Genomic DNA, 21,042 nt, shown 5'->3' with positions numbered 1-21,042 from the left:
AGGGCACGGACGCGATCGTCGCCCTCGCCACCGAGGGGCCCGGTGCCGGCACCGGACGCTTCATCGACCGCCATGGCGAGATCGCCTGGTCCTGACACCGGCGGTCCTGAGACTGCCGCCTCCGACCAGCGTGAGAACCTCCGGAGACCGTCACGCCAGCCCTTTGACCTTGCGTCTTCAAGTTGGCGGAGGCTCAAGGGGTCTGGGGAGATCCCGGCGGAGACGGTGCGGGTGACTCGGGCCGCGTTCCCGAAGGGGAGCCTGGCGATCCGGGTGCGGGACGAGTTGGGCTCGTTGTTCAAAGATGAGGAGTTCGCGGACCTGTTCCCGGCGCGGGGCAGGCCGGCCTGGTCACCGGGCGGGCTGGCGCTGGTGTCGGTGTTGCAGTTCGTGGAGGGGCTGACCGACTGGCAGGCCGCTGAAGCAGTGCGGGCCAGGATCGACTTCAAGTACGCGCTCGGGCTGGAACTGGACGATCCGGGCTTCGACTTCTCGGTCCTGTCGGAGTTCCGTGACCGGCTGGCTGGGGCGGACGCCGGGCGGCGGGTGCTGGACGGCGTCCTGGTCGCGGCCCGTGACAAGCGGCTGCTCAAGAGCGCGGGCCGGGCCCGGACGGACTCCACGCATGTGCTGTCGGCAGCGCGCGAACTGTGCTGGCTGGAGGGAGCAGGGAGAGCCTCTCTCAGACGACCTTTCCGCCTGCGGCCGACGCCATGACCACGCTCCGGGAGAACTGCCCCGAGTGACCATCGCAGGCATAGAAGCGGCGGCCGTCATCGGGGCCGGCGCCGGGCTCGAACCACATCACGGCGGCATGCCGGCAGGAGTGGTGGTCATCCAGGGCGCGGCCTGTTCGCGATAGCTGTGTCCGACTGGGGCCAGCTCGGCGCTGCGGGTGAGGCTGAAGATCGTCACCATGACGATGTCCGAGGGCCGGGCGGTAGCCGGTGCGCGGCCACCGATGCATCAGACCGGTATCGCCGGCGTCGGTGGCGGCCTTGCGCAGCGGACCGGCGAGGTGGTGGAGGGCTGGGTAGCCGAGCGGGGCGAGGGCGCCGCAGGTGTCGGTGAAGTGGTTGCGCGGAGCGCGGGCGGCCCCGCCCAGGGCATCACCGCCGTCCACGCGTGGACGTTCACCGGCTGGACCCACGAAGGCTGCAGTTTTTTCGCGGATCGCGACAACCCCGGGTGGGGCCGCACGTCTGGTGGGGTGAAAGGCGGTTTCCGGGACGGGATTTTCAGCCCCGGCGCTGCCCGACCTTCAGCGTTGTCTCTACTCTTTGGAGTCGTTTCCTATGCGGCACATCCGCGCCAAGAAGTCGAACCGTTCCCTGCGCACCTGGGTGCTGGGGTCGGCTGCCGGTCTCGTCCTGGTGGTGGGCGGCGGCATCGCCGCTCAGGCGGCCACCGCCGGCCACGCGCACCCGGTCGTCAAGTCGGGCACGTCGGCCAAGGCCGACCCGAACCCCGTGCCGTCCACCCCGGCGAAGCAGACCTCCGCCGACACCGACCCGACTCCCGTCCCGGGCGATGAGAACGGCAAGCCCTACCCGTCCGCGGTCCCGGGCGACTCGAACGGCAAGCCCTACCCGACTCCGGTCCCCGGTGACGCGCACGGCAAGCCCTACCGCCACTGAGTCGCCGACCATGGGTGTGGCGGGGCCGGACCGGAGCCGGCCCCGCCACACCCCTGATGTGAACGAGGACGATGCAGCTCACCCTTGCCCTGCCCTGGTGGGCCCGGCTACTGCGCCGCGCCCGAACCACCGCCCGCACCCCGGCGCCGGGCGCACCGCACCCCGGCCGACGATTCCGGCACCTACGTCCGGTGGCGGGCCGGGACGGCGAGGAAGACTCCCCCACACTCGCCGACCTGTACCGGACCCGGCGGCTCGACATGGTCCGGCTGGCGGTCTTCCTGGTGGACGACCTGCACACCGCCGAGGACGTCGTCCAGGATGCCTTCGCCGCCGTCTGCCGTCGGCACGGCGAACGGCTGGACGACCTCCAGGACGCGCACGCCTACCTCCACACCGCGGTGGTCAACGCCGCCCGCTCGGTGCTGCGTCGGCGGCGCACCGCGCGCGCGTACACCCCGCCGTACGAGGGCCTGGGGGCGCCGGTCGACGAACTGCTGCTGCTCGCCGAGGAGCACCGGCAGGTCTTCGACGCGCTGGCACAGCTCACCGAACGCCAGCGCGAGGTACTCGTCCTGCGTTACTGGTCCGACCTGACCGAGGCGCAGATCGCCGAGACCCTCGGCGTGTCCCGTGGCACCGTCAAGTCGACCGCGAGCCGCGCGCTCGCCACTCTGGAAAAACTCTTGGAGGTGGACCGATGAGTACTCGGGCAGCGATCGAGGAACGGCTGCGCGCTGCGCTCGAAGCACGCGGGCAGCTCATCAGCGCCCACGACCTGTCACCGGCCCGCCCGCCCACCGGAAGCACCTGGGGCACACGCAGGATCCGGCGGGTGCTGTCCATTGCCGTCGCCGCCACCGCGGCGGCCGCAGCCGCCGCCGTCCTCCTGCTGTCCTCCCACACCCCGGACCACCCCCGCCCGGCACCACCCGCACGACATTCCAGCCCCACCCTCGCCCCCAGCCCCACCGTCCCGCACCCCGTGCCCTCCGCCGTCCCGTCCGGGCCCTAGCTAGGAGTGGAGAACGGCCGTACCGGCCTTGCTGCGCCGACGCTCTCAGTCCCGACCGGCGGCGGTCCGCCCGCCACTCGCCAGGCGGCGGACGGACCGTGCATGTCGAGCGCGTCCTGCTGCCGCGATCACCGAGGCCGGCGTGAGGTGCCGTCGGCCCGAGCCGGCCTGATCCGAAAGACAGGCCCTGGGTGAACGACCGTTCTGATCGTGTCCCCGGGGCAGATCGCGATGCCCCGTCAGGACCGCCGACTGCTCTACGGCGACACCGCGCTGTCGACATCAGTGACCGTCCTGCGACGACACCAAGAGGAATTCACGTGTTCGCGTCCCTCGCGTTCGATCTGGCACCGTATGCCGACATCGATGAAGATCAGTACGTACAACGTGGCTACTGCAGTTGGAGCGACGCGGGTTGGCGATCGCTGCTGGTGCAGAGTTTTGTGCATGTACGCCAAGTCGAGGACTTCCTGCTGCCTGGAACGTCCGACCTGCATCTCGTGCTGTGCACCGGTGGAGAAGCGATGATGCGGGTCAGCTCCGGAGGGGCATCGACCAGTCGGCACTGGAGGTCCGGCCGACTCGAGCTCATGGTGCCCGGCCAGTCGACGGTGCGCAGCTACACAGCGACGTCGACCATGTCGACCATCCAGGTGCACATACGACGGACTGATGTGGAGCAGGCCGCCCACGGGCTGGAGAAGCCCGCTGCCGACTTCGAGACGTTGTCCGCCGAACTGAGCGCCGGCGACCCGGTCGTCGAACACATCGTCCGGTCTCTGCCGGCCAACCGGGACGCCGGTGACCTGTACGCCGAGTCGGCCGCGGCGTTCCTCGCGGTGCATCTCATGTCCCGGGGCCGGACACCGCGCGTGTCCGGACCCGAGCACGCCGCGGTGCGCAAAGGCATGGGCATCATGCGGGACCGCCTGGCCGAGCCGCTCACCCTCGCCGAGATCGCGGCCGAAGCGCACCTCAGCGTGTACCACTTCGTACGTGTCTTCCGGGGCGCCACGGGCCTGACACCACGCCGGTATCTCACCCGGCTCCGTATCGAACTCGCCCAGCGACTGCTGTCGGAAACAGACCTCACCATTCAACAGATCACCGAGCGATGCGGCTTCGCCACGCCCAGCGCTCTGTCATCGGCATTCCTGCGCCAGGTCGGCGTCCGGCCCTCCGCCTACCGTCAGGCGACCGCTGAGCAGCCCAACGTGCTCGGCCCGAGTTCGCCCTGAACCGGTCGAACTCACCTCGTGAGCGCGGGGCATCCGCAAGGTGTCCACCATCCGGGCCGGGTACCCATGCCCGTTCGGACGGCCAACTGTGTCCGGGACACCGCAAGATGGGACTGCTCGGGCAGCAATCTGACGCATGTTCATGCGTCGTGGAGAGATCATAAACTTCGAATGCGTCTCAATCCGCGATGCGGATGAGGGGTACACGCGAACTCGTCACCGAAGCAAGGATGTCTTCAGTGCAAACGAACAAACTCATCTCCACCGTTGCCCTTGCGGGGGCTGCGGCAGCTGCGCTCACCGTACTGGGGCCGGTTTCCAGTGCCTCCGCCATGAGCAATGTGCCCTGCACCCCGGATCAGGGCTATCTCAAGATCTGGGACCATCCTTCAGGATTCCATGCGGGCACGTATGTGGAATGCTATGCCGTAGCCGGGACCGTCAACTGGTTTCGCGAGCACGGCCAAACTACATGGGTCGATCGGATCCAGACAGGCAACAATGATGTTGTCATCAACGACTGCAACGGTGCCCAAGACCGTTTCGATCGGTGGACGGACACCCTCTTCCCGAACCGTCCGATCGATGCCTGCAGCATAACCATTCTGTAACGCGCCACAACACGCTTGCATGACCTTCACCTGGCATGTTGCACACCTTGAGCCCTGGCTCGGTGATCGACGCCGATGGATATGGTCGCGCGCGGAAGGCGGCTGCCGGCTCCGTGAATCCTGATCGGTGACCGCCCCTTCCCGAAACATAAGGCACCAAAGCACCACAATCGGAAATGAGGCACTGTTTTGCCTGTCAAGACGAAAATCACCCGCAGACTGGCTGTGCTCTTCGCGGCGGCCATCACGCTCGTCGTAGCCGGCCCGACCACAAACAGCTTCGCCGGCAGCAACACCGTCCCGGACAGCGGCAACATCAGCGAGGTCACCTGTGTCGATGGGAAGGGCTTCCTGAAGATCTGGTACCACAACAGCGCCAGCCACGTGCGCTGCTACGCAAACGCAGGCGTGCACAATATGATCGGGGGGGACGGGGGGGATTGGTTTGACAGGGTCCAAACCGGAAACAATGACGTCTGGCTCTATGACGAGAACGGAGACATAGATTCGTTCCCTCGATGGACCGACACCGTATTCCCCAACCGTCCCCTCCACATTTACGCGATTCGAATCCTGTGAACACCGGGAGAACGGTCCGAGTCAACGTTCGGAGCCGCATCACGACAGACGCCGCGGTGGTGGTCCCGTGGAATACACAGCCGCGCTTGTCATAGCGTGTGGCGACCGCCCCGGAACTGTTTCAGGCGGTTGATCGCGCGTTCGGCGGTGTTGCGCTTCTTGTAGCGGTCCTCGCCGAAGCCGGATGGCCGTCCGCCGCGTGAGCCCGTGCGCAGGCGGGCGGCCTGGCTGTCACTCTTCTCTGGGATCGCGTGGCGGATGCCCCGCCGCCGCAAACACTCGCGGACGGGACCGGGCGCCGAGAGTGATGTCGAGGTCGGCAAGCGAGGATTCGCCTGCGTCGGCTTCGTCCTGGGCGTAGTCCGGCAGTTCCCGGTGCCCTGGTACGGGTGTGGTGTCCAGCGGCTTGATCGTGCTGGACGGGCTGCTGGACGCGGTGGGGGTGACCGAGCAGGCGACGTCCCGGCCGATGTCCAGGAAGCACAGGGCGTCCTCGGCGCTGCGCCAGGATGTGGACTCGATCGCCTGACGCGTCCAGCGGCCGTAGGCCACGAATCCGAGGCGCTGCGCCTCCGGGCCCGGCATGACTGTTGCCCCGGGTGTGAGTAGTTGAGGTACAGGAAATCCCGGTGAGATTGATCTTGCTGCGGTTCCCCACTCCTGATGAGGCCCGGGTGTGCTGCATACGGCAGCGGTCTCATCCTCTTCGGGTTCGGGCCAGGGGCCGAAGGGACCGTGTTTCCCGGGGCCGGTGGCGCCGAGGAGGCCGGGATCCTTCCAGCGGTGCAGCGGCACGGGGATCACTGTGCGTTTCCGTTCCGGGCCTGTGAGAGCACAAGGGCGTCTCGTCGCGCCGTGTCCCACTGCCGACCCCTCCGTGGAGTTGGCTGCTTGAAAGGTTCCCCACGACGCGAAGCGATTGACAGGGACCGTGAGCCGCCGGTCGGCCGACGCGCGGGGCGGATCAGTTGCGCGTGCCGGCCGGTGGGCCGACGACGGTGGTGAGCTGGAGTTTGGTCTCTTCCTCACTGCCCGGCGCGGCGGTCATGATGACAATCTTGAGCTCCGTGTCGCCGTCGGTCAGGACATCGCAGTCCACCGTGACCGGGCCCACCGACGGGTGATCGAGACCACGGTCAAGGCCCGCCACCGCTGGGGGTCGGGGAGCTGGCCGGTGTCGTGGGTCTGTCGTGCTGCGTCATCTGGTCCTCATCGCGCGGGTTCGTTTGCAGTCGGGGCGCTGCGTGTGTCGCAGACGCAGGACGTGTTCGTGGTCAGCACTGGCGGACGTGGAGTTGTTCGCCGCTGGTGGAGAACAGGGCCAGGACTTCGGCTGCCGCGTCATGGTCGGCGCTGGTCAGGGCGTGGGGTATGCGGGTGTCGAATTCGGCGGCTTCGCTGGCGTGCACGCGGGTGGTCGTGGTGCCGAGGGTGAGGTCGATGGCGCCGGTCAGGACGTACAGCCATTCGTAACCGCCATGCGTGCGCAGCGAGGGCTTCGGGGCGATCCGCAGGGGTGGGAGAACCATCTTGAAGGCCTCCACGGGAGCTCTGCCGCGGGTGAGAGGGACGAAGGTGGTGCCGTTGTTGCGGATCGGCTTGACGTGGACGCGGGGGTCACCGGTGGGCGGGGCGCCGATCAGGTCGTCCAGGGCGACCCGGTAGACGTGGGCCAGTGGCAGCAGGAGGTCCAGGTTGGGGCGGCGCCGTCCGCTCTCCAGGCGGGAGAGGGTGCTGGTGGAGATGCCGGTGCGTTCGGCGACGTCCGAGAGCGTCATTTGGCGGGCTTGGCGGGCGTCGCGCAGATGGGGCCCGACCGAGCCGAGCACGGCCTCTGTGTCGTGAACGAGCTGGTCGTCGGTCGGTGTGGTGGGCATGGCTCTCTTCTTCGTCGTGTGGGGTGGTGGGGGCTCCGCTCGCTGCGGGAGTACGGGGGCGGGGCGGTTCAGGTGGTGTGGGTCAGGCGCCACACATGGTCGGTGCGGGTGCCTGGGCGCCCCTCGGATGAGGGGGCGGACCGCTGGACGCTGGCGAGGGTGTCCACCTTCCAGGTGGGAGGCAGGGCAAGGGTGGTCAGCAGGCCCTCAAGGGTGGGGAAGACGACATCGGCGGGCTGCTGCGCGGCGGTGCTCCAGGTCGGCCATCCGGCGTGCATGACGATGATCAATGTGCCGCCCGGTGCGACGGCACGGGCCGCCAGCCGTAGGATGGCCGTCTGGTCCAAAGCGACCGGTGACTGAAGGTACTGCGCGGCGACGAGGTTGAAGCTGCCGCCGGGAAACGTCTGTCCGAGGTCGTGGTGCTGAAAGGTGACCTGCCCGGACAGGCCCAGCTCGATCGCCTGGGCGGCGGCCCGTCGCAAGGCTGTGGTGGAGATGTCGACAGCGGTCACCTGCCAGCCCCGGGACGCCAGCCACAAGGCGTCCGCGCCCTCGCCGCAGCCCAGCTCGAGTGCACTTCCCGGTGCCAGATCGCCCGCTTCGCGGACCAGCAGCTCGTTCGGCTGACCGCTCCAGATGCGTCCGCACTTGCGGTAGCGGTCCTCCCAGAACCGGGCCGGCTCGATGCTGTCGGGTGTGGTCATCAAGATCTCCTTACAAGCGCGGAAGGCGGCCCCTCGTGGCCAAAGTCCTCACCCGCCGCTCCGTAGGCAAGCTGCGTTGCTGATCCTGCAAACGGCGGGAGCCGGGGAGGGAGGGTGTCGTCAGGAGGTCTGAGGAAGTACGGCTGCAGAAGAGGTCACCAACAGGTGCAACGGCAGGGTCGTCACCTGCGAGCTCCGCTGCACGAAGGCACCGCCGTGGGGCTTCTGACCCCGGGGTATCGGTCCAGTCCGTTTTGCTGGTACCGCAACGTTTGTTGTCCGTTGAGTGGGTTGGTGCTGACCATGGCCAGGCGATTGACGCGCGTTTCTATACCTGGAAAGGACGAACCACATGGCGATCCAGCGTCATACCGAGTCGCCTGACTGCATCAGCATGGGCGGCACGGCCAACCTCTTCACCCTGACCGAGAGGTCTGGCATCGGTGCCATGACAGGCACGATTGATGGTGCGGCCTACGGGGAGAACACCAGCGACCTGAACAGCGTCGGCAATGGCAGGTTCGAGTACACGATGTGTCATGTCTTTCTCGACAAGTGCGGCTCGAAGCTGCGCACGCAGGACCGTGCCGTCCTGCAGACGTCCACGGAAGACGGAGTCAGTACCTTGGAGGTGGAGTACACCGTGGTTGAGGCCACGGGGAGATTCGCGGGTTACGCCGGCGCCTTTCGCAGTCGCGGCTGGCTCAGCATGCGGGAAGGCGAAAACGGGATAGACCAGCACGCTGTCGGCGTTGTCCGCTTCGAGGGCGAGATTTGTCGCAAGTAGGTGAGCGCGCGAAGCGCGTCCGGCTTCACCCTCCTTGAGGTGGACTGATGCCTGCAAGCACAAGGCTGTGAAGTTACGCTCGCAGGCTGCACGCAAGTGCGTCCTGATCTGCGTGAACGCCGGACGTTGGAAGCGGAGCCCCGGTAGGACGACGTGTCGACCAAGACTCATCATTCCAACCCGGGAGCTCCGCTGTCCGATAGTGAGTCATCACACGTGAAATCATGGTAACTAATGGCCTGTTCGCCCTACTCATCTGGGAGAACTCACCCAGATCGTCCCGTTCGACATGGTCGATGAGGCTCTTGCCAAGACCGGTGTGACCCAGCAGCGGCTGCGGAAGCTTCCCGCCGGGGTGTGGTCTACCTGCTGCTGGCCGTCGCCTTGTTCGAGGAGTGCGGCTACCAGGCTGTTTGGCGCAGGGCCTGATTGCCGGGAGAGCGGGGCAGATGAGTTCATCGGCCCGGCTGCAACCGGGTGAACCGATACTTTGCGGAAATAGCAAGGCTGTTTGCCGTAGACGGTAGCGCGGGGTGACAGTGCCGATATGGACACCAATGAGCTGAAGAGCACCGAAGGCCGTACCTGGGACGTCGTCGTGGTCGGCGGGGGCGTCGCCGGCCTGTCCGCCGCCCTGCTGCTGACTCGCGTACGGCGCTCCGTCCTCGTCATCGACGCAGGCGAACCCCGCAACGCCCCCGCCGCGCGAGTCGGCGCCCACAACATCCTGGGCCGCGAAGGCATCTCCCCTCTGGAGCTCCTTCGCATAGGCCGGGAGGAAGTCGCCTCCTACGGCGGAGAAGTCGTCAACGGCCGAGTCGAGCGCGTCGAGCGAGGCGACAGCACCTTCACCGTCACCACCCAGGACGGACAGCGCGCCCGTGCCCGGCGCGTCCTGGTGACCACCGGCCTGATCGACGAACTGCCCGACATCCCCGGCCTGGCCGAGAGGTGGGGCCACGACGTGATCCACTGCGTGTACTGCCACGGCTGGGAAGCCCGCGAAACCAAGGTCGGCGTCCTGGGTAACTTCCATCAAGCCCTGTTGTTCCGTCAGATGACCGACCAGGTCACCCTCTTCGCCCACCACGCACAGGCAGAGCTCACCGACGAGCAGTGGGAACAGCTCGCCGCCCTCGGCATCGAAGTAATCCACGGCGCCGTCACCGCCCTCGAGACCGACACCGAACAAGACAAGCTGACCGGGGCCCGCCTGGCCTCCGGCACCGTCATCCCCCTCGACACCCTTGTCGTCGCGCCGGCCTTCTCCGCCCGCGGCGGCTTCCTCGAAGACCTCGGCCTCACACTCAACCCCCACCCCGCCGTCCCCGGCGTCCAGGTCGCAGTCGACCCCTCCGGATTCACCGGCGTCCAGGGCGTGTGGGCCGCCGGGAACGTCAGCGACGTCCTTGCTGCCGTGCCCCAGTCCGCCGGCGCCGGAAATACCGCAGGTGGCGCCATCAATATGGACCTCATCCTCGAAGATGCCCGACGTGCCACCGAGGCCCGCGAAGCAGCATCGGCAACGCCGTTCGACGGCACGATGGAAGCAGAAGTGTCGCGACGCGTTCTGGGGACCCGCGCCCACGGTCTGGAAGGCCTCGCATAGCAAGCGGCGAGGCGCTTCCGCAACACCTCGTCATCGCCACCGCCAGGCCCTGCCCGTGAGCACCACCATGCGGCAGGGCCTGCCGCATGACGCGAGGGGCAAAGCTGATTGGGTGCAGTTCCTTTGGAGGGAAGGGTAGAGCTGGCCGCTGCGCGTGGGCGGGCCAGGGTCACCAACCCTTGATCATCGAGCTGCCCTCTCGCGTTGCTAAAAGCCATTCGAGGTACCAGCTGCGGAAGCGGAAGGTGTGACGGTTTCCGTTTGCATCGACGTACGGCTCGAAGGGCGGGTGACCCCGCTGTCCCAGTCATCCCCGCGGCGCGGGGGACGATGATGAGCCGGCCGGTCATCCCGCATCCGTTGTCGCATCGCGCCGCGCCCGCATTCCAGGAACCGGGCATCGTCGCCGGCGTCACGAAGACCTTGCGGTAGTCGTCCAGGTAGTCCTCGTCTTCGTCACGTGTGGCGGGTTCGTACCCGGCGGCGCGAAGCCCGGTGCGCGAGCAGTGCACCCGTTCGAAGACCGGCGGCCGGACCCTCTCCCTGCAACCCCGCGAGGTTCAACATCCTCGACCATGCCCGCGTCCAGCAGGGCGACGAGTAGTGGCGAGCCAAGGACGGAACCCGCGCGGGCATCGAGGGAACCATCCACCAGGCAGTCGCGGTCACCGGGATGAGCCGTGCCCGCTACCTCGGCCTCCAGAAGACCCACCTGGAGCACGTCTTCTCCGCCGTTGCGCTCAACCTCATTCGTCGCGATGCCTGGTGGAACGGCCATCCCCTCGACCGCTCCCGAGTCAGCCACCTCGCTCGGCTCGGTCTCTCCCTCGCCGCGTGACCGAATAAGCCAGCAGGGTCAGTGACGCGGTTCTTACCGGCTCACCGAGAGACACTCCAACCAGCGGTAGCACCACAGCTGTTGCACAAGCTAGAGTTCGACTACGAGCGGCTGAGCTGCACAAACCCGAGGTGCACACCACTGCGACAGCCTCACTCCCCCAGAGAAGTCGGGATAGTCGTACGTCGTCACGGCCCCCACAGTAGTTCGAACCGCTGACAGTGCCGCCGGTTCGACACCGGGGTCGTGCTCGCCGGATTCTGTCCACAGGGGACCTGTCCGAGGGTGTTCCCATGGATGATCAGCACGAATCGCAGCAGCCGGCCGCGCGCGGCAGCAAGGTCCTGGACGCCCTCACCCGGGCGGAGCGCAAGGTGTTCACCCGGCCCGCGCCGAAATCCGCGAAGGCTCAGATGAAATTCCTTCTCACGCGGGCGAAGGGGTCGACGAAGGCTCTGGCCGAGCGCCTGGGTGTCTCCCGCCGCACGGTGCAGCGCTACCGTGCCGGGCAGTTGAAGAAGCCTCAGAAGCGCCTCCAGGCGGCCCTGGTGGAGGAGACGGCCACACAGTGGCAACCGCAGGTCAGAGCACAGGCGAGGGAACGCGCGGCCACCTCCGGCGGCATGCAGGTTGAGGTGTATGCCTACTTCGGGTTCGAGGCCTCCGGCAGCTCCGACGACGGCCGCGAGCGGTACATCAGCACGGCGATCTCGCCCGTCTACGCCGCTGAGATCCTCCGTCTCCGGGAGGCAGGTGCGACGGAGGAGGAGCTGCATCCGGTCGTTGCGGAGGCCATCACCGAGTCGTATTTCACGGACTCGGGCAGCCGCTGCCGTGGACTGCGAGCGGATTTCACGCACGTACGCTCGATAAATTTCGAGTTCTGAACAGTCGGAATTCAGGGTCTGCTATAAAACAGATTTGTGACTGAGTGCCTCAGTTGGCCGCTCCGTGCTCAGCCGCCGCCTTCGGGACGTACCTGCCGGACCGTGCGGCATGATTGCGACCATGCGTAGAGGGGTGGGCTGGGGGTTCCGCCGACTGTGGCCATGGCGCGGACAGGACGAGTCGGCGCTCGCCGAGATCGAGGCCGAGATCACCGCCTTCGGTGAGGCTCTGGACCTCCATTCCTTCGCCCCCGGCCAGCCCGGCGCCACCGATGAGATGCGAGCCGAACTGGCGCGTGCTCTCGACGCATACGACCAGGCAAAGCGGGACGTCGCCCGGGACCGGATGCGGGCGGACACACTCGATGTCCTGCGCACGCTGGACGAGGGCAGGCACGCGCTGGCTTGTCTGGATGCCCTGATCGCCGGCCGACCGCTACCGGAGCACATGCCGCTGTGCTTTTTCGATGCCCGGCATGGTCGGGCCGCCCGGCTGGTCAGTTGGGCGCCTCCCGGGGGTGCCGACCGCAACATCGCCGTATGCGCAGCGGACGCGGTCCGCCTGACGGAGAACGCGAGCCCAAGCACTCCGCGACAGCCAGTCCCGGGCAGCAGAGTCCACACCCAGCCGCGCGGGGCCAAGCCTCGCCCGACGACGCCGACGGGTGTCCCCCAACTGCAGGTCAGCGGGAAGGGAGGCAGCGGCGAGCAGACCCATCAGCTGAAAATGCCGTCGTACCGCCCGGCCGTGATGGTCTTCTCGACCGGCGGCCAGGCACGGGTCCACCTACGCTTCGAGGACGGCAGGAAGGGGCGTTCCTCACGCCTGTACCGGCTGTCCGGCGACGGCACCCCCATCACCGCCCGGATTCCGCTGCCGGAAGGGAACAAGGCAATCGCCTTCCGCGTGTTTGCCGCCGGCGAACGGGAGGCGTGGACGGCGACCGCGGCCCCGCTGCGAGAAGTCCCGCGCTTCCACGATGAGATCAACGGGACCGGATCGGATGTCGTGCACTACCGAGGGGAACCGGGCCCGGGCGTCCTGCACTATGTGGGGCCGAGCCTGATCCAGTTGGAGGCGCTGGACGACCACCTCGCCTACTGGGTGACGGTGGTCGAGGGCCGCGCCGGGGAGCATACGTTCCAGTGGCCGGGCCGCGGCTACTACCAGGTGCGCTCGGCCGGAGCATGGAGCCTGTCCACTACGTGACGAAGCACAAGACCGCAATCCACTACCCGAATCGGTAGCTGCCCCGGCCAACTGTGACGCTCAGAGTGGCCAACTGAAGCACTCAGTCACAGCCGCCAGATCCGTTCTCGTGCCACCGGGCCTGCGAGGCGGGACTCGCCTCGGCCGGGATGCGGGGCGGTGAGGCGCGCGTGAGGCTGAAGCCATGTCGGAGCGCCGCGTGATCGTCTACCCGCCGTCCGGGACGGGTGGCCGCAGGGTGTGCATCGACGATCAGATGCTGGGCACGGCCTACAGCCTCCATGACCTCACCGTGTTCCTGCAGAACGCGGGCCTGACCGGCTGGGACGAGCTGCATGTCGCCGAGTCGGGCCGCATCGAGTGGCACGAGGGCGGGCCGGAGGTGTGGAAACGCTGAACGCGCGCAAAGACCGCCGCCGCGGCCAAGGGCACGACGTGGAAGCCGTCCTCGACGAGCTCTACACCACGCCGCCGTCCGACTTCGTCGCCCGACGGGAGACGCAGGCCGCCGCCGCGAAAACAGCCGGCCGTGTGGACGATGCCCGCCTCATCCATGCCGCCCGCCGCCCCACCGTCGCGGCCTGGGCCGCCAACCTCCTGCTGCGCTCCCAGCCGGAAGAGAGCCGGCAGTTCCTGGACCTGGGGCGCGCGCTGCGCGAGGCCTACCACGCCCTGGACGCCGCCGGACTCAAAGATCTCTCCGCGCAGCGCCGCCGCGTCGTCTCCGCCCTCTCCCGGCAGGCCGCCCAACTCGCCCGCGACGCCGGCCACCGGCTCTCGCAGCCGGTCCTGCAGGACCTCGAAGCGACCCTGCGCGCCGTCCTCTCCGATCCGGACGCAGCCGACCAGTGGGCGGGGGGACGCCTGGTCAACGCCCTCACCCCGCCCTCGGAATTCCGCCCCGACACCGCACCAGCGGCCGAGAGGCCGGGCACCCGCAGCCACCCGGCGCCCCCGCCCCCGGCACGGGCCTCCAAGGACGAAATCGCCGAGCGGCGCCGCGCCCGCCAGGAGCAGCTGGCCCGAGCCAAGGAGGCAGCCGAGGCGGCCGAGCAGCGCCTGCGCGAAGAGCGCGCACGGCAAGCGGACGTCGACGCCGAGCTGCAGCGGGCGCGTAAACGCACCGAGCAGGCCCGCCAGCGGATGGCCGCCATCGAGGAGCAACTGCCTCAGGCCCGCGAGGAGGTCCAGCAAGCCGAGAACGAACAGCAGGAAGCCGAGGAGGACAGCCGGTCCGCCGCCGACGCCGTTGCCCAGGCCGAGCGGGAGGCACACGAGACCGTCCAGCACGTACGCCGCATGACCGCCGGCACCACATAGCCGGCACCGGCTCAGCGGAGCGCAACGCCGGCTATTCCCCCCCGCCTCCACCTGCGGCTCTTGGGGACGGCGCCCGGCGCGCGCCCCTGGTTCAGGAGTGACACCGTGGTCAGCAGGCGCACCCTGCCCGGCGCGCCACCAGCAGCATCAGGCACGGGAGTGAACGGTCATGGCACGCTCAATCTGGACCGGTGTGATCACCTTCGGACTGGCCAGCCTGCCCGTGGGCCTCTACACGGCGACCGAAGACCACACGGTCCACTTCCACCAGCTGCAGCGCGGCACCGCCGACCGGATCCGCAACCGGCGCGTCAACGAACGCACCGGCAGGGAAGTACCGTCCGAGAACATCGTCAAGGGCTACGAGCTCGCCGAGGGCGAGTACATCGTCGTCGAGCCCGACGAGCTGGACCAGATCGCGCCGGGCCGCTCCCAGACCATCGACATCACCGACTTCGTCGACCTGGCCGACATCGAGCCGGTCTACTTCAACCGCACCTACTACATCGCGCCCCGCGGCAAGGAGTACACCAAGGTCTACGAACTGCTGCGCGCCGCGCTCGAGGAGTCGGAAAAGGCCGGGATCGCGACGTTCGTCATGCGAGGCAAGCAGTACCTCACCGCGCTGCGCGCCGAGGAACGGCTGCTGGTTTTGCAAACCCTGCACTGGGCGGACGAGGTGCGCGACCCGGGCAAGGAACTGCCCGAACTCCCCTCGCGCCGCGCAGGCAAGGGCAAGGAACTGACGCTGGCCATCCAGCTCGTCGACGCCCTGAGTGCGCCCTGGGAGCCCGGCCAGTACCACGACACCTTCGAGGAGAAGGTCCGTGAGCTGGTGCAGGCGAAGGCCGAGGGCCAGGAGATCGCAGTGGCGGAGGAGGCGCCACAGGCCACCAACGTCATCGACCTGATGTCCGTCCTGCAGGGCAGTCTCGACCAGGCCCGCCAAACCGGTCAGAAGAAGGCCGGCGAGCCGCGGCAGACCAAGAAGACCCCCGCCCGCAAAACCGCACGAAAGCCGGCCGCGAAGGCGGCGAAGAAACCCGCCGCCCACAAAGCACCGCCGAAGACGGCACGCACCACTTCGAAAGCCCGCCGACAAAACGGAGGCAAGAGCGAACTACAGCAGCTGAGCAAGGCCGAGCTGTACCAGCGGGCCACCGAGCAGGGCATCGAAGGCCGCTCCAAGATGAGCCGCGAGCAGCTCGTCGACGCACTCACCCACGCCGGGCGCCGCCGCAAGAAGAGCGCCGCCTGACGTCCGCCCGAATGCCGCGCCCCATGACCTGGACACTGCCCGAGCCGATGCTCGCTGCGGCCGTGAACAGCCCCGAGCTACCGCAGGGGTGTGCGGCCGAGCCGAAGTGGGACGGATTCCGCGCAAGTCTCTCCGTGGGCAGCGGCCGGGTGCTACTGCGCTCGAGGCGCGGCACGGACATGACGCTGGCTTTCCCCGAGGTAGTAGCCGAGGCTGCGCAGCTGCCGGATGCGACGGCGCTGGACGGCGAGCTGGTTGTCTGGGAGGCCGGACGGCTGACGTTCAAACGCCTCCAGGGACGGCTCCGGCTGAGTGGCACCGGAGCGGATCGGCTCGCGCAGGAGTGGCCGGCCCATTTCGTCGCGTTCGATCTGCTCCGGCTGGCGGGCACCAACACGATGCCGTGGCCGTACCGGCGACGCCGGGCAGCGCTGGAGCAGCTGTTCACCGCGAGTCGGCTGACGGCGCCGTGGGCGCTGTGCCCGTCGACGACCGACCCGGACACCGTCCGGGAGTGGTTGTCCTGGACAGCGGTCGGATTGGAAGGTGTCGTCTTCAAGCGGCTGGAGGACCCGTACCGGCCGGCGATGCGCGGTTGGCTGAAGTACAAGGTCCGCGAGACCACGGAGGCGATCGTCGGCGCGGTCACTGGCTCGCCCACGGCTCCCAGGAGCCTGCTGCTGGGGCGCTATGACACGGACGGGCGCCTGCAGTACACCGGCCGCACGGTCACCCTCTCCCAGGCGATCGGCGGCACATTCACCGACCTTCTGAACCCGGCCGGGAGCGAGCACCCGTGGACGGGCTGGACGTTCTCCGCCGGGTGGGGCACGAACGAGACGCTGAACGTCACCCTGATCCAGCCCGAACTGGTCGTGGAGGTCCACATCGACGTCGCCCGGGACAGCGCCGGCCGCTGGCGCCACCCCGCGCGGCTGCACCGCGCTCGCCCGGATGTCTCCGCCGGTGATGTTGCCCTGTTCGGCAAGTGACCCTCACTCGTCGCCGTAGCAGTGCCGCCTGCCGACTCCGTTCCTCAAGGGTTGAGCAGTTGGGCGACGCCGCCACCCACCAGCCCACCTTCGACCCCGGACGGCAACAAGGCCCGCCTCGTCGAGGCCGCTGCGGACAGGGTGCGGCAGCGCTTCACCGATGCGATGCTGTCTGCCGCCCTCGCCGGTCGCCGGGGCCGACAATGAAGCGGAAGGAGACGCCGGTGGAGACCAGGTATCTCGCCCGGCTGCGGTTCGTGGCCAACGGCCCCGCCGTGGAGGGCGAGTGGGCACTCGCATCAACGGCTCGCGACCGTTACACGGAGTGGGTCGGGATCTACAGCAAGGACCCGGAGGTCGTGGTCTGGCTCATCGAGAAGACGGGTGGGCAAGAGCGTGTGCTTCGAACGTGGACGGCGCAGGGCGAGACCGTGTGATAGCACGCCTGGGTTGACGGCGAGCCGGTCACGTTGCCGAGCGCCTGGCCGCAGCCGACGTAAGATCCGTCGACGTGGCACACACATTCGATGAACTGGTGGAGATGCAGAGAGCGGCTGACGAGGCACACGGCCGGGTTCTGGAGCTGCGGGACGCCCACGGCCGGCCCACGGCGACGCCGTGGACGGTGGAACAGACCGAGGCGTACGAGACGGCCTGGCTGCACTGGAGGCATCTGGCCGGGGATGTCCAGGCCGCCGTCACCGCCCACGCCGGGCAGGAGGACAAGCCCCGCTTCGGCGTCGAGGCCGCTGTACGGGCCAAGGCCCGGCATCCGCACCCAGAGCCAGCGAACGCATAGAGGACCGAGTGCTGCGCCCCGCCGTGCGGCAGGCGCGCAAGGGAGCCGGGAGTCATCGTGAGTCCTGAGGCTGGAGGGGCGGGAGCGGCCCGGACGACGTGATGAGGACGGCGCGGGCGCGACGGCGTCGTCCTCGATCGACCGCTCGTTCATGGTGGGCTGGCGGCGGCCGGTGCATCGGCGGCCGGTGTTTCCGCCGGCGGATGGGCGGGCGTGACGGTCGACGGTGTCTGGCTGAAGTACGTGAGGACATCGGCGGGCTGTGCGGCCCGAAGAGCTCGCCGTCTGGGGCCCGCGAAGGAGCTTGTTCCACGCGTCGACGAGCTGCGTCGCATGGCAGATCCCAAAAATGATGACGCAGACGGCGCAACTGCCCCACCAGGGTGCATCGGCGACGGCTGAGAGCAGGCCGCCCGTGATGCCGCCGGTGACGGAGGAGACGTTCATGCCGCGCTCCGGGCGATACAACGGCTGCAGAGCCGGCCGGCACCGCCGGCGCGGGACACGGTGAGTGGACGCGAGAACTACGGCTGATGCGCCTGTTCGGCATCACCGAGCAGACCGCCATGCGCTACGTCACCGCCGCGCACTCCGAACGCACAGCCAAACTGCCCCACTGCGCGCCGACCAACGAGGTGTGGGCCGTCCTCGAGCGCACAGCGCGCGGACATGACGATGCCGCGCCGGAGAGCAGGCAATTGAGGCCGCTGCGCTGGGGCTTGGTGCCGTCGTGGGCGAAGGACGTGAAGGTTGGCGCCCGGATGATCAACGCGCGGGTGGAGACCGTGCACGAGAAGCCCGCCTACCGCCGCGCGTTCGCCAAGCGCCGCTGCCTGTTGCCCGCCGACGGCTTCTACGAGTGGCAGCAGATCAAAGATCAAGACACGGGCAAGGCCCGCAAGCAGCCGTACTTCATCCATCCCGAGGACGACCAGGTGATGGCGCTCGCCGGGCTGTATGAGTACTGGCGCGATCCGGCGGTCAAGCAGGACGACGATCCGGCCGCCTGGCTGGTGACCTGCACGATCATCACCACCGAGGCCACCGACGTGGCCGGCCACGTGCACCCGCGTATGCCGCTGGCGCTCACGCCGGACCATTACGATGCGTGGCTCGACCCCCACCACCAGGACCCCGACGAGTTGCGCGCGCTGCTGACCCAGCCAGCCGATGGCCACCTGGACGCCCGGCCGGTCTCCACGGGGGTCAACAACGTTCGCAACAACGGCCCCCAGCTCCTGGACGAAACCGCACCGTAGATCGCTTCAGCGGAGGGGGGACGTACTCGCCGTTCCCCCTTCTTGCACCTGGACTTCCCCTGGCGATCAGCTGTGCAGGATTTCGACCAGCAGTCCCGGTTGCAGGCGGCGTTGGCCGAGCGGTCCGGCTCGCAGCCCGCCGGGAACTGGGACCTGCCCCGCGCGCGGCAGCGCCACGTGCGCCCGAGTGTCAGTGGCATCCTCTACCTTACGAAGTGGCGGTCAGTGGACCGTGGGCCCGGCTCGAAGGCCCGGAACCCGTTCGGCCCGTGACCGAACGTTCCTTCCGAAGGTGCACCGCGCCGAGCCTGTCTTCGCAGTTTCCTCGGCCGACGCTTCCTGCGCGGCGAGTCACGGGACCGCCGCGGCGCTGGAGGGGTTACGCCATGCCGAAGAGCCACGCCCGCAAGAAGGAACTCGCCGACCTCAAAGAGACGTTCGGCGTCCGACACCACGACGCGGTCGCCATCCTGGACGATCCCCGCCGGGACGAGCTCTGCAAGGTCCTCACCGAGTACACCGACGTCACGACGTACGCGGCGGCCGTCGAGGCCCTCGAACTGCCGGTCTACAAGTACGAGTTGGGCATCGACGAACCGGACGAGCCCCGGGAGTACAGCTGTGAGGAATGCGGGTTCTTCGGCACCGGATTCCACTGCTGCGAGTGCGGCGCCACCCACGAGTACCACTGTGTGTGCTGACCCGGCCTCCACCACGGCCGCGGCCGTCGACCTGGTCCGGCGCGGGCTGGCGGTGTTCCCGCTCCCGCCCGGCGGTCGACGGCCGGCCGGAAGCGGATGGCATGCCCGCTGTCTGACCGAGCCCTCCCGCGTCCGTGCCGTGTGGCGCGAGGGCGACAACATCGGCGTCGGCTGCCGTGCCTCCCGCGTGGTCGGACTGGACCTGGACGTCGAGGGTGGCGGCCAGGCGGCGCTTGCGGCACTCGCCGCCCGGATCGGCCAGGACTGGCCCGACACCTTGACCGTGAGGACTCCGAGCGGGGGCTTGCACCTGTACTTCCGCGCCCCAGGCGACTGCACGATTGCCAGCCTCTCGGGGGGCCGGACGGCGCTCGGGCAGGGCATCGACGTCCGCGGTCCCGGCCGGCGCAGCGGCGGGTATCTCATCGGCCCCGGATCCGTCGTGAACGGCACGCCCTACGTCATCAGCCGGGACGTCCCGATCCTGGAACTCCCGGGCTGGATCGCGGACCGGGTCACCGTCCTCCCGGTGTGATGCGATTTTTCGAGATAGGTGACACGGAAGGAGAGGGCTGGCCTGGGCTGTGCAGTCGCTCTGGTCGCTCTACCTGACACCGGAAGGTCGTTCTTTGTTGACACCCTCCGCCTGTTGTCCGGTCCCATTGACACCAGCTTCGAAGTTCGGCCGGAGCTGGAAAGCCCCTGGCGCTCCTCGGGGAAGGATTCAGTGCTCACAGCCACAGTCGCCGCCGGTGGATTCGACAGGCCAAGTACGAATCCTCGTCATGGTTGGGGATGCGGCCGGGGACTGATGAGTCGGAAGGGCCGCCCTTCGTCATCTGCGATAACAACCCCGGACTCTCCATTACAGACCCAGTGAACTCCGACACGCCACTGCACGTCCCCGGGGCTATCCAGAGCAGCACGAAGGACGAAGACTTCTGGGTCGTCCGGTGAAACCGTGTACGGGAAGTCCGGCACTCCCTCGGCCGGTTCCAACTGAGGGGGCGAGGCGTCGAGACCCACGTTGAGGGGCATGCCTGGGCTCACGTCACTCAACTGAACGTCGAACGTCCGCCTCGGCCTCCCCCTTCCCCGGCGCCGGGGAACGATCTGGACGTCAGGCGGAGCGGACCGTGACTCGATCTGCACGCTGAGACCTGTCAGGATCACAGCACGGTCAACGACGGCCTCCACGGTCAGGTATACGCTCGTCCGCCAGAGGGCAACAGTGTTCGCCCCACGCTCAGCGACATCTTCGGGGATCGGCCCGATGTGTCCTGCGTCGACGTCTCTTCCCGCATTTTGCCGCCCAGTGACGAGGATGGGAGTGGGAGGCGCCGGATCCAGTGCAACCTCACGACCGCGGGCGACGGCCCTGTCGGCGCTGCGTGCTACGAGCCCGCTGATAGCGGAGGCGAGCCCTGCTAGCACTGCCGCCACGGTCCACTTGCCGATCCCGGGTACTACAACAGCGACAACAACTGCGGCAAGCAGTGATGCAACTGCCCCAAGGCGCAGCATGAGTTGACGAGACCGCACGATACCCCCAGGCGCTCATGATGCCCCATCCTGCCGCCGGCGGACCGCATGGAGCTGCCCAGCCGCTGATGCCAACTATCGCGATCAGGTGTCACCTATCTAGAAAAGTCGCATGTGAAAAGGCCTGCTCAACACCAGAGCCCCCGTTGTCAGTGGCACCCACTACGGTAGATCCC

General features: G+C 68.1%; 25 protein-coding genes and 3 pseudogenes. 23 read left to right on the top strand and 5 right to left on the bottom strand.

The window, feature by feature from the left end; genetic code table 11:
* The 8 genes and pseudogenes from AB0D59_RS46760 to AB0D59_RS46725 all read left to right on the top strand — a co-directional run.
* Window positions 1-95 (top strand): annotated as a pseudogene (locus AB0D59_RS46760) (short-chain dehydrogenase); the annotation flags it as partial.
* Between the two features lie 115 nt (window positions 96-210).
* Window positions 211-663, top strand: a pseudogene (locus AB0D59_RS46755) (transposase); the annotation flags it as partial.
* Window positions 664-1,295: 632 nt separating this feature from the next.
* Window positions 1,296-1,637: a hypothetical protein gene (locus AB0D59_RS46750; protein WP_362577982.1), complete on the top strand. Its 342-nt coding sequence runs from the start codon at window positions 1,296-1,298 to the stop codon at window positions 1,635-1,637.
* A 71-nt stretch (window positions 1,638-1,708) separates the two neighbouring features.
* Window positions 1,709-2,341 carry a sigma-70 family RNA polymerase sigma factor gene (locus AB0D59_RS46745; RefSeq protein ID WP_362577981.1) on the top strand — a complete coding sequence of 211 codons (633 nt, stop codon included), beginning with the start codon at window positions 1,709-1,711 and terminating at the stop codon, window positions 2,339-2,341.
* Window positions 2,338-2,652 (top strand): hypothetical protein, encoded by a 315-nt coding sequence (locus AB0D59_RS46740; protein ID WP_362577979.1) that lies wholly within the window; start codon window positions 2,338-2,340, stop codon window positions 2,650-2,652. Before AB0D59_RS46745 ends, AB0D59_RS46740 begins: the two co-directional genes overlap by 4 nt.
* A 191-nt stretch (window positions 2,653-2,843) precedes the next feature.
* Window positions 2,844-3,890 carry an AraC family transcriptional regulator gene (locus AB0D59_RS46735; protein ID WP_362577978.1) on the top strand — a complete coding sequence of 349 codons (1,047 nt, stop codon included), beginning with the start codon at window positions 2,844-2,846 and terminating at the stop codon, window positions 3,888-3,890.
* 239 nt (window positions 3,891-4,129) lie between these two features.
* Window positions 4,130-4,501 (top strand): beta/gamma crystallin domain-containing protein, encoded by a 372-nt coding sequence (locus AB0D59_RS46730; RefSeq protein WP_362577976.1) that lies wholly within the window; start codon window positions 4,130-4,132, stop codon window positions 4,499-4,501.
* Between the two features lie 189 nt (window positions 4,502-4,690).
* On the top strand, window positions 4,691-5,080 hold the full coding sequence (locus AB0D59_RS46725) for a beta/gamma crystallin domain-containing protein (protein ID WP_362577974.1): 390 nt from the start codon (window positions 4,691-4,693) through the stop codon (window positions 5,078-5,080).
* Between the two features lie 85 nt (window positions 5,081-5,165).
* Here the strand turns inward: AB0D59_RS46725 and AB0D59_RS46720 are convergent.
* The 5 genes and pseudogenes from AB0D59_RS46720 to AB0D59_RS46700 form a co-directional block, all read right to left on the bottom strand.
* Window positions 5,166-5,355, bottom strand: a pseudogene (locus AB0D59_RS46720) (IS5/IS1182 family transposase); the annotation flags it as partial.
* The gene (locus AB0D59_RS46715) at window positions 5,312-5,665 is read right to left on the bottom strand and encodes a hypothetical protein (protein ID WP_362577973.1); all 354 of its coding nucleotides are present in this window, start codon (window positions 5,663-5,665) and stop codon (window positions 5,312-5,314) included. The gene AB0D59_RS46715 and the pseudogene AB0D59_RS46720, both read right to left, overlap by 44 nt.
* A 379-nt stretch (window positions 5,666-6,044) precedes the next feature.
* The gene (locus AB0D59_RS46710; RefSeq protein WP_362577971.1) at window positions 6,045-6,230 is read right to left on the bottom strand and encodes a hypothetical protein; all 186 of its coding nucleotides are present in this window, start codon (window positions 6,228-6,230) and stop codon (window positions 6,045-6,047) included.
* A 124-nt stretch (window positions 6,231-6,354) separates the two neighbouring features.
* Window positions 6,355-6,957 carry an XRE family transcriptional regulator gene (locus AB0D59_RS46705; protein ID WP_362577969.1) on the bottom strand — a complete coding sequence of 201 codons (603 nt, stop codon included), beginning with the start codon at window positions 6,955-6,957 and terminating at the stop codon, window positions 6,355-6,357.
* 68 nt (window positions 6,958-7,025) lie between these two features.
* Window positions 7,026-7,664, bottom strand: coding sequence for a class I SAM-dependent methyltransferase (locus tag AB0D59_RS46700; protein ID WP_362577968.1), 639 nt, complete (start codon window positions 7,662-7,664; stop codon window positions 7,026-7,028).
* A gap of 352 nt (window positions 7,665-8,016) precedes the next feature.
* On the opposite strand from AB0D59_RS46700, the gene AB0D59_RS46695 reads away from it, so the two are divergent.
* The 15 genes from AB0D59_RS46695 to AB0D59_RS46625 all read left to right on the top strand — a co-directional run bounded on the left by AB0D59_RS46695 (window position 8,017) and on the right by AB0D59_RS46625 (window position 19,859).
* Window positions 8,017-8,451 (top strand): hypothetical protein, encoded by a 435-nt coding sequence (locus AB0D59_RS46695; RefSeq protein WP_362577966.1) that lies wholly within the window; start codon window positions 8,017-8,019, stop codon window positions 8,449-8,451.
* Window positions 8,452-8,740: 289 nt separating this feature from the next.
* Window positions 8,741-8,932: a hypothetical protein gene (locus AB0D59_RS46690; protein WP_362577964.1), complete on the top strand. Its 192-nt coding sequence runs from the start codon at window positions 8,741-8,743 to the stop codon at window positions 8,930-8,932.
* Between the two features lie 66 nt (window positions 8,933-8,998).
* Window positions 8,999-10,060 (top strand): NAD(P)/FAD-dependent oxidoreductase, encoded by a 1,062-nt coding sequence (locus AB0D59_RS46685; protein ID WP_362577962.1) that lies wholly within the window; start codon window positions 8,999-9,001, stop codon window positions 10,058-10,060.
* Window positions 10,061-10,733: 673 nt separating this feature from the next.
* A complete protein-coding gene (locus tag AB0D59_RS46680; RefSeq protein WP_362577960.1) occupies window positions 10,734-10,898 on the top strand; it encodes a hypothetical protein in 165 nt (54 codons plus the stop codon).
* A 293-nt stretch (window positions 10,899-11,191) separates the two neighbouring features.
* Window positions 11,192-11,785, top strand: coding sequence for an HTH domain-containing protein (locus tag AB0D59_RS46675; protein ID WP_362577958.1), 594 nt, complete (start codon window positions 11,192-11,194; stop codon window positions 11,783-11,785).
* 121 nt (window positions 11,786-11,906) lie between these two features.
* Window positions 11,907-12,995: a hypothetical protein gene (locus AB0D59_RS46670; RefSeq protein WP_362577956.1), complete on the top strand. Its 1,089-nt coding sequence runs from the start codon at window positions 11,907-11,909 to the stop codon at window positions 12,993-12,995.
* Between the two features lie 184 nt (window positions 12,996-13,179).
* On the top strand, window positions 13,180-13,392 hold the full coding sequence (locus AB0D59_RS46665) for a hypothetical protein (protein WP_362577954.1): 213 nt from the start codon (window positions 13,180-13,182) through the stop codon (window positions 13,390-13,392).
* Window positions 13,393-13,430: 38 nt separating this feature from the next.
* Complete coding sequence (locus AB0D59_RS46660; protein WP_362577953.1) at window positions 13,431-14,315, top strand: hypothetical protein; 885 nt, start codon at window positions 13,431-13,433, stop codon at window positions 14,313-14,315.
* Window positions 14,316-14,484: 169 nt separating this feature from the next.
* Window positions 14,485-15,573 carry a Ku protein gene (locus AB0D59_RS46655; RefSeq protein WP_362577951.1) on the top strand — a complete coding sequence of 363 codons (1,089 nt, stop codon included), beginning with the start codon at window positions 14,485-14,487 and terminating at the stop codon, window positions 15,571-15,573.
* 23 nt (window positions 15,574-15,596) lie between these two features.
* Window positions 15,597-16,565 (top strand): ATP-dependent DNA ligase, encoded by a 969-nt coding sequence (locus AB0D59_RS46650; RefSeq protein WP_362577949.1) that lies wholly within the window; start codon window positions 15,597-15,599, stop codon window positions 16,563-16,565.
* Window positions 16,566-16,789: 224 nt separating this feature from the next.
* Window positions 16,790-17,002 carry a hypothetical protein gene (locus AB0D59_RS46645; RefSeq protein ID WP_362577947.1) on the top strand — a complete coding sequence of 71 codons (213 nt, stop codon included), beginning with the start codon at window positions 16,790-16,792 and terminating at the stop codon, window positions 17,000-17,002.
* 74 nt (window positions 17,003-17,076) lie between these two features.
* On the top strand, window positions 17,077-17,364 hold the full coding sequence (locus tag AB0D59_RS46640; protein ID WP_362577945.1) for a hypothetical protein: 288 nt from the start codon (window positions 17,077-17,079) through the stop codon (window positions 17,362-17,364).
* A 566-nt stretch (window positions 17,365-17,930) separates the two neighbouring features.
* Window positions 17,931-18,623, top strand: a complete 693-nt coding sequence (locus AB0D59_RS46635; protein ID WP_362577988.1) for an SOS response-associated peptidase — start codon at window positions 17,931-17,933, stop codon at window positions 18,621-18,623.
* Between the two features lie 386 nt (window positions 18,624-19,009).
* The gene (locus AB0D59_RS46630) at window positions 19,010-19,324 is read left to right on the top strand and encodes a hypothetical protein (protein ID WP_362577943.1); all 315 of its coding nucleotides are present in this window, start codon (window positions 19,010-19,012) and stop codon (window positions 19,322-19,324) included.
* Window positions 19,314-19,859, top strand: coding sequence for a bifunctional DNA primase/polymerase (locus AB0D59_RS46625; protein WP_362577941.1), 546 nt, complete (start codon window positions 19,314-19,316; stop codon window positions 19,857-19,859). Before AB0D59_RS46630 ends, AB0D59_RS46625 begins: the two co-directional genes overlap by 11 nt.
* The last annotated feature ends 1,183 nt before the right edge of the window (window positions 19,860-21,042 follow it).

Origin of the sequence: Streptomyces sp. NPDC048417, assembly GCF_040651615.1 — a bacterium.
Taxonomy (GTDB): Bacteria; Actinomycetota; Actinomycetes; order Streptomycetales; family Streptomycetaceae; genus Streptomyces.
The sequence above is the reverse complement of the archived record's forward strand: the minus strand, read 5'-3'. Positions and strand labels throughout refer to the sequence as shown.

Bases quoted from the DNA above. Each gene is read 5' to 3' on its own strand.
- AB0D59_RS46750 (WP_362577982.1), top strand. From the start codon at position 1,296: ATGCGGCACATCCGCGCCAAGAAGTCGAACCGTTCCCTGCGCACCTGG.
- AB0D59_RS46745 (WP_362577981.1), top strand. From the start codon at position 1,709: ATGCAGCTCACCCTTGCCCTGCCCTGGTGGGCCCGGCTACTGCGCCGC.
- AB0D59_RS46740 (WP_362577979.1), top strand. From the start codon at position 2,338: ATGAGTACTCGGGCAGCGATCGAGGAACGGCTGCGCGCTGCGCTCGAA.
- AB0D59_RS46715 (WP_362577973.1), bottom strand. From the start codon at position 5,665: ATGCCGGGCCCGGAGGCGCAGCGCCTCGGATTCGTGGCCTACGGCCGC.
- AB0D59_RS46705 (WP_362577969.1), bottom strand. From the start codon at position 6,957: ATGCCCACCACACCGACCGACGACCAGCTCGTTCACGACACAGAGGCC.
- AB0D59_RS46700 (WP_362577968.1), bottom strand. From the start codon at position 7,664: ATGACCACACCCGACAGCATCGAGCCGGCCCGGTTCTGGGAGGACCGC.
- AB0D59_RS46695 (WP_362577966.1), top strand. From the start codon at position 8,017: ATGGCGATCCAGCGTCATACCGAGTCGCCTGACTGCATCAGCATGGGC.
- AB0D59_RS46690 (WP_362577964.1), top strand. From the start codon at position 8,741: ATGGTCGATGAGGCTCTTGCCAAGACCGGTGTGACCCAGCAGCGGCTG.
- AB0D59_RS46685 (WP_362577962.1), top strand. From the start codon at position 8,999: ATGGACACCAATGAGCTGAAGAGCACCGAAGGCCGTACCTGGGACGTC.
- AB0D59_RS46680 (WP_362577960.1), top strand. From the start codon at position 10,734: ATGAGCCGTGCCCGCTACCTCGGCCTCCAGAAGACCCACCTGGAGCAC.
- AB0D59_RS46675 (WP_362577958.1), top strand. From the start codon at position 11,192: ATGGATGATCAGCACGAATCGCAGCAGCCGGCCGCGCGCGGCAGCAAG.
- AB0D59_RS46670 (WP_362577956.1), top strand. From the start codon at position 11,907: ATGCGTAGAGGGGTGGGCTGGGGGTTCCGCCGACTGTGGCCATGGCGC.
- AB0D59_RS46665 (WP_362577954.1), top strand. From the start codon at position 13,180: ATGTCGGAGCGCCGCGTGATCGTCTACCCGCCGTCCGGGACGGGTGGC.
- AB0D59_RS46655 (WP_362577951.1), top strand. From the start codon at position 14,485: ATGGCACGCTCAATCTGGACCGGTGTGATCACCTTCGGACTGGCCAGC.
- AB0D59_RS46650 (WP_362577949.1), top strand. From the start codon at position 15,597: ATGACCTGGACACTGCCCGAGCCGATGCTCGCTGCGGCCGTGAACAGC.
- AB0D59_RS46635 (WP_362577988.1), top strand. From the start codon at position 17,931: ATGCGCTACGTCACCGCCGCGCACTCCGAACGCACAGCCAAACTGCCC.
- AB0D59_RS46630 (WP_362577943.1), top strand. From the start codon at position 19,010: ATGCCGAAGAGCCACGCCCGCAAGAAGGAACTCGCCGACCTCAAAGAG.